General features: G+C 62.0%; 4 protein-coding genes. 2 read left to right on the top strand and 2 right to left on the bottom strand.

The window, feature by feature from the left end; all coding sequences use genetic code 11:
- The first annotated feature begins 17 nt into the window (after positions 1-17).
- Together NKJ64_RS28540 and NKJ64_RS28535 are read left to right on the top strand one after the other, a co-directional pair.
- Positions 18-1,190, top strand: a complete 1,173-nt coding sequence (locus tag NKJ64_RS28540) for a porin (RefSeq protein WP_023754783.1) — start codon at positions 18-20, stop codon at positions 1,188-1,190.
- A 240-nt stretch (positions 1,191-1,430) separates the two neighbouring features.
- Complete coding sequence (locus NKJ64_RS28535) at positions 1,431-2,507, top strand: tyrosine-type recombinase/integrase (protein ID WP_023754782.1); 1,077 nt, start codon at positions 1,431-1,433, stop codon at positions 2,505-2,507.
- 59 nt (positions 2,508-2,566) lie between these two features.
- Here the strand turns inward: NKJ64_RS28535 and NKJ64_RS28530 are convergent, their stop codons facing one another.
- Positions 2,567-3,469: an alpha/beta fold hydrolase gene (locus NKJ64_RS28530; RefSeq protein ID WP_023709789.1), complete on the bottom strand. Its 903-nt coding sequence runs from the start codon at positions 3,467-3,469 to the stop codon at positions 2,567-2,569.
- A gap of 311 nt (positions 3,470-3,780) precedes the next feature.
- Positions 3,781-5,814 (bottom strand): lytic transglycosylase domain-containing protein, encoded by a 2,034-nt coding sequence (locus NKJ64_RS28525; protein ID WP_023827508.1) that lies wholly within the window; start codon positions 5,812-5,814, stop codon positions 3,781-3,783.
- Positions 5,815-6,018 lie beyond the last annotated feature (204 nt).

Here is a 6,018-nt window from a genome sequence, read left to right as displayed (position 1 = left end):
TGACTGGAGGTCAGAAAATGAACATTAAGAGCCTTCTCCTCGGCTCCGCTGCGGCCTTGATCGCAGTTTCCGGTGCGCGCGCCGCCGACGCCGTCGTCGTCGCCGAGCCGGAACCGGCTGAATACGTCAAGATTTGCGACGTTTACGGCTCGGGCTACTTCTACATTCCCGGCACCGAAACCTGCCTGCGCATCGGCGGCTATGTCCGCTATGATATCGGCGCCGGCGACGTCGGCGCATTCACGGGTGCGGAGTCGGTCGACCACGAAGATGGCGACGTGCAGGACACCTGGTACAAGAATGCCCGCGCCACCTTCAAGACCTGGACCAACCAGGAAACCGAACTCGGCACCTTGAAGACCTACACCGAGACCCGCTTCAACTTCGGCAACAACAACCGGTACGGCGTCAACACCCCTGATAATCCGAACACCCCCCTCGTCAATGAAGCCTTTATCGATAGCAATCCGGCCGGCATGAAGAGCGTTTCGCTGAACTTCGCCTGGATCCAGCTCGGTGGTCTCCGTGTTGGTAAAGACGAATCGGCCTTCAACACGTTCATCGGCTACGCAGGCAGCGTCATCAACGATACGCTGGTTCCCTACGGCGGCTTCGACACCAACGTCATCCAGTACTACTTCGATGCCGGCAACGGCTTCTCCGCCGTCCTCTCGCTCGAAGAAGGCGCTGGCGTCGTCGGCACCATCGACAGCTATGTTCCGCATGTCGTCGGCGGTCTGAAGTATACGCAGGGCTGGGGGGCCATCACCGGCGTCATTGCTTACGACAGCAACTACGAAGAAGTCGCCGGCAAGGTTCGTTTGGACGTCACCCCGATGCAGAACTTGTCGCTGTTCATCATTGGCGGCTACGGCACCGACGACAATCTGTCGGATCCGACCTGGGCAATCCCGGCCGGCGGCCGCGGCTTCTACAAGCAGTGGGGCGGCAACTGGGCAGTCTGGGGTGGTGGCACCTACACCATCAACGAGAAGACCTCGTTCAACGTCCAGCTTTCGTATGACGAAGACAAGAACTTCGGCGCCGCGGCGAACATCGCCTACGACGTCGTTCCCGGCTTCACGGTCACGGCCGAAGTCGACTACATCAACGTTGGCGACTCCGATTGGACCGATGCCCGGGACGACGACGCCATCGGCGGCATGCTCCGCTTCCAGCGCTCGTTCTAAGAGCTGGCTTACGACAGGTGAATACCAGCCCGGGCGCTTCAACGCCCGGGCTGTTTTGTTTCGTGACTGGGTCAAGACAAGCAGAAGGAACAGGGGGAATCGGCAGCTGAACAGTCCGTAGGGTGAGTTCGTGGGATCCGCTGATGGGCGGGTGAATTCACAACTGCGTGATTAAATCTCTTGAAAGGACGCTTCCAAGCGGGTAGGTCTGACTCTATCCACTCGGGGGTGTGGTAAATTATGACCATCGACGCGATACAAGAGGGCAACCCCTCCGAACATTTCTCAATGTTCTCTTCTCAAAATGCGAAGATAAAATACAGCTACAACAAGATCAGAGAAGTAAAGTCGCACCGGGTCGGGGAGCTTTTTTCAGCATACCGAGACATACTCTGGGATGATGGACGACACAAATACAATGTCAGCTCCTTCATCGGCGAAATAGACGAGATTCTCCTCGGAGAACGGTTCAGCGCCTTTGACCAGAGCACCCTTGATAATCTTATCGGCACCTTGCGCCAGCGCGGCAACAGCAACGCAACCATCAATCGAAAGATGGCTGCCCTCAGCAAACTGCTGCGCAAGGCTTACAAGATGGGAGATATCCACAGCCTGCCCGAGTTCCGCCGCCAGAAGGAGCGGGCGGGTCGGATTCGTTTCCTCGAAAGGGACGAAGAAGCAAGGCTGTTTGCCGCCATCAGGACCCGCAGCGAAGATGCCTACCGTCTCTCGGTCTTTCTTGTCGACAGCGGCTGCCGCCTCGGCGAGGCGCTCGGACTGATCTGGAACGACATCCAGGAACATCGCGTCTCGTTCTGGATCACCAAATCCGGCCGCAGCCGCACCATCCCGATGACCGAGCGGGTCAAAGAGGTGATCAAACTGCCGCCGTCAGAGGGCCGCCGGCCCAAGGGTCCGTTCACCAAACTCAGCCAGGCGCAGTTTCGCGCCATCTGGAACGATGCCAAGGCCGAGGTCGGCCTCGGCGCCGACGACCAGGTGGTTCCGCATATCTTGCGTCACACCTGTGCCTCACGTCTGGTCCAGGGCGGCATCGACATCCGGCGCGTTCAGATGTGGCTCGGCCATCAGACACTTTCGATGACCATGCGCTATGCGCATCTGGCCACCAACGATCTCGACGGCTGCGTTGTCGTGCTGGAAACGCCCCGCGGCGAAGGGCTGTCCGGCGATGGAAAAAACTCCGCCTTCGCGTCGCCGCTGACCACGGCCTCAGTGCCAGCGCCTGCCCAAAAGGGCAAAGCGGCAGCGGCGAAGGCACCCAAGACGCCCCGGAAAAGCTCGAAAGCCAAATAGTTAACCAAGGCTTTCATATACTGCCGCGGCAACCCCAGGATCATATTTGATCTTGGGGTTTACTTTTTCTGGGCAGAATTTGGTACTCCATCCAGGAAAGCCGCGATAGCGCCCGGCAGATTGCCTGTCTCCAGGAAGGGCGCATGGCCCTGGCCCTCGACGGTGATCGCTTCCATGCCGGAATGACGCTTTTGCATCTCGTCGAGTGTGTCGGCCGACAGGAGTTTCGAGTTGGCGCCGCGAATGGCAAGCAAAGGTATGGCCGCCAGCGCCTCGAACTGTGGCCACAGATCCGGCAACGGCTTGCTGAGGTCGAGGCCCGCCACCGTCTGGACCAGCCGCGGGTCGAAATCCGGCAGCAGGAGACCTTCGCCCGTCTCCCGGTAAAGGGCCGACACCATCCGCTCCCAATCCGCTGCCGTCAGCGCGGGAAAATCCGCGCCGTGCGCGACGCGTTGCGCATCGATCGCCTCAGCGCGGCTCTTCGGTTTCGGTGCCGGGTCGAGATAGGTTTGGATATGGGCGAGCCCCGCGGCCTCGATCACCGGTCCGATGTCGTTCAGCACAACGGCTTTCAGCGCGGCTGGCCGCAGCGCGCCGAGCACGTGGATGATCAGCCCGCCGCGCGAGGTGCCGACGAAGGCCGCTTCCTCGACGTTCAGAGCGGCCAGTCCGGCGAGGACATCGCCGGCCTCGATGCCGATAGTGTAGTGGCCGATATCAGGGTCGTAAGCGGACTGGCCGCGGCCGCGATAGTCGAAGGCGATGACCTTGCGCGGATTGTCGGTCCGCTGCGACAGATAAAGCGCCAGCTCATGGAAATCGCGCGCGTTGCGGGTCAGGCCGGCCAGGCAAACGACCTGCCAGTCTGCCGAATTGGTCTCGCCATAGACGCGGGCGTGAAGCTTGAGCCCGTCCGGCGCGGTGTAGAAAAAGTCGGAGAAGCCGTCGGTGCTCGACATATTAAAAGGACTCCCTGGCCGGATTGTCTCCGTCTGCTACAGGCGAGGGTGGGAGCGGTCAAATCGAGGGTTGTCGGCAAGCTGACACTCTTGGAAATGTCGGAGGGACAGCGCCCCCCTCTGTCCTGCCGGACATCTCCCCCACGAGGGGGGAGATTGGCGGTTCAGGTGCTACGCCCTTCCTTCGACGTTGGAGATTGGCGAAATCGGCAATGACAGCTGATCTCCCCCCTCGTGGGGGAGATGGCCGGCAGGCCAGAGGGGGGCGCCAAGGATCGCCAACGTCTGCCCGTGGCGACAGCTCTGCGGCCTCAGCCTCTTCCGTTCACCAAATCCCCAACGATATCGTACTTCCCCGAAATGCGCATCTTGTAGACCTCGTAATTCTCCATCACGCGCTGCACGTAACTTCTTGTTTCGGTGTAGGGAATTCGCTCGATCCAGTCGACGACGGCGTCGATGCCCTTGCCGCGCGGGTCGCCGTACTTGGCTACCCATTGGCTGGCGCGGTTAGGGCCGGCATTGTAGCCGGCGAAGGTCAGCACATAGGAGCCGCCGAAGCGGTCGAGCTGCTCGCCGAGGAAGGCAGCCCCCAACGTCGCATTGTAGCCGGCGTCGCTGGTCAGCCGATCCTGCGAGAAGGTCACGCCGGCCTTCTTCGCCAATTGCTTGGCGGTGCCCGGCATCAGCTGCAGCAGGCCGCGCGCGCCGGCGCTGGAGACGGCGCCGACATTGAATTCGCTTTCCTGGCGGGCGATCGCATAGGCCAGCGCCTTGCCCGAGCCGGATATGTCGGCGGTGTCGGGAATGACGCCCAGCGGATGCGACAGCGCGCCGACATCGATGCCGCGCGCGCCGGCGATCTTGCCGATCTTCAGCGCCATGAAATGATTGCCCTGCTTTTCCGCCAGCACCGCAAGCAGCGCCAGCTCGCCGGGGCTGGTCAACTGCCCGGCGAGGTCGCGGTAAAGCGTCTCGGCATAGCGGTCGTAGCCCGCCTCCTGCAGCCGCTTGATGGCGCTGACGGCTTCGCGGCCGTCAAAGCTTTGGCGGTCGGCAGTGCTTGGCTCGGGATAGACGATGTTCAGCGTGCGCAAGCCAACCCGTTCCGCCGCCAACTGCCCGTAGAAAGTGGTGCCATAGGCTGCCGCCTTGGTGAAATAATCCTTCGCATTGCCGGGACCGCCGACTTCCGCCGCGCGGCCAAGCCAGTAATAGGCGCGTGACAGCGACATCGGTCCCTGCGCGAGATCGGCGATGCGGGCAAAATGGGTCGAGGCCGTCGCAGGATCGTTGAGGCCGCGCAACGCATACCAGCCGGCGTGGAATTCGGCCTCGGCGGCGCTGGCGGGGCTTTCGGCGGCATGCGCGGCAACGATCTTGTAGGCGGTCTTCCAGTCGCCCTGGTCGACCAGTGCGCGCGACAGCACGCGGCGCTCGACCCACCAGGCATCGGGATCGACCAGCGCGTCGCGGTTCGTTGGCGCTTTCATCATCACCGCGGCGGCGTCCGCAAACTTCCGCTGCTTGCGCAGATATTCGGCTTGCGCGAAGAAATAGCCGGCCGATTGCTGCGCGGCAGGCACCGCTTTCAACAGCTTGGCCGCGTTCTTGTCGCCACGCGAGGCGGCGGCCCAGGCATCGGCCAGCGGTTGCGCGCCGGCAAGGGCTGCGACCCGCAGTGCCGAATTCTCCCGGTCGGCATAAAACATCCGTTCCATGCGGAAACGATGGTCGGCAGCCGGAATGATGGCGCCAAACTCCTTGCTGACGGCCGCCTCGTCCCTGGCTTCCAGCTTCTCGGTGCGCCAGAATGGCGACAGCACGGAAAGCGCAGCCTTGGTGTTGCCAAGAGCTACATAAGAACGGGCAAGGATGACCACGCCTTGAAAGGTCAGCGGCTGGCTGCCGTCAAAGGCTTTCACCACGGTCTGCGGCGACGGGCTTTCGCGGTAGAGCGCGCGCTCGCTGTTCTTGCGCAAGGCCATGGTGCCCGGCCAGTTCGGCAGCATCTTTGCGGTATCGGCAATCTCGCTGCTCGGCACATGGTCGCCGCCATAGAGCGCGATTGCCCAGGCCAGGATATGGCGGTCCAGCGAATTGGCCGGCAATGTTTCGCGCACGGCTCGCGCCGCGGCGATATCGCCGGTCGCCAATGCGTCGAGACCGCTTTTCAGCACGACGATACTGGGGGAGGGCGCATCGGTCTGCGCTCTGTCTTGCATGTCGGGCATCGGGATCGATGAGGTCGTCTGCTCGTCGACGCTCTCGTTTGCCGCCGTCCCCACTATCAGCAGGGCAACGGCGCCAAGCAATATGAAGCGGAGTGGCCGACCGGCCGGCATGATCCTGATCTTTCCCTGTTGCGGCACTTTAGATGGCAAGCCCAGGTGCCCGAGAGCCTAGACTTAGGTCGTGAAGAGCCCGTAAACAAAGGGTTATCGAGGCCGTTCGAATTGCGCTTGCTGGCACCATCGGCATGCTTGCCGCGCAACAGTGTCGAGACTATGGTGCGCGGCTTCGCTTTCGGCTAGAAGGCGCCCGATGCA

The sequence above is a fragment of the Mesorhizobium sp. M0062 genome (assembly GCF_040323125.1).
GTDB lineage: Bacteria > Pseudomonadota > Alphaproteobacteria > Rhizobiales > Rhizobiaceae > Mesorhizobium.
Note: the sequence above shows the minus strand (reverse complement) of the source record. Positions and strands in the feature narration are given on the sequence as shown.